This is a genomic window from Bacillus sp. N12A5 (genome assembly GCF_026790125.1).
In the GTDB taxonomy this organism is placed as follows: domain Bacteria; phylum Bacillota; class Bacilli; order Bacillales; family Bacillaceae; genus Bacillus.
On sequence record NZ_JALAMR010000027.1, the window covers coordinates 1 to 513 of the forward strand.

Below are 513 nucleotides of genomic sequence, written 5' to 3' on the forward strand. Positions count from 1 at the left end.
CCTATCTATTCTATTAGAATAATGGCGCGCCCGAGAGGAGTCGAACCCCTAACCTTTTGATCCGTAGTCAAACGCTCTATCCAATTGAGCTACGGGCGCAATTAATTTTAAAATATCCCGTTGGGATAAATGGAGCGGAAGACGGGATTCGAACCCGCGACCCCCACCTTGGCAAGGTGGTGTTCTACCACTGAACTACTTCCGCATATCGCAATAAAAAAAGCTTTCTCCTTTTTGAGAAACCTTAGTAATAATACACTTAATAAAGCTTCCAAGCGGGCTCGAACCGCTGACCTCTTCCTTACCATGGAAGTGCTCTACCTGCTGAGCTATGGAAGCAATGGCTCCGCAGGTAGGATTCGAACCTACGACCGATCGGTTAACAGCCGATAGCTCTACCACTGAGCTACTGCGGAATAGTATAAGCTTCATAAACAAACATGGTAGAAATAATAAAACTGCTTGGCGGCGTCCTACTCTCACAGGGGGAACCCCCCGACTACCATCGGCGCT

4 tRNA genes are annotated in these 513 nt (G+C 47.8%); all 4 read right to left on the reverse strand.

The features are described from left to right. Positions 1 to 22: 22 nt before the first annotated feature. Positions 23 to 99, reverse strand: a tRNA-Arg gene (locus tag MOC09_RS19840). Between the two features lie 31 nt (positions 100 to 130). Then, positions 131 to 205, reverse strand: a tRNA-Gly gene (locus tag MOC09_RS19845). A 61-nt stretch (positions 206 to 266) separates the two neighbouring features. Then, a tRNA-Thr gene (locus MOC09_RS19850) sits at positions 267 to 339 on the reverse strand. Between the two features lie 2 nt (positions 340 to 341). Further along, positions 342 to 416, reverse strand: a tRNA-Asn gene (locus MOC09_RS19855). Positions 417 to 513 lie beyond the last annotated feature (97 nt).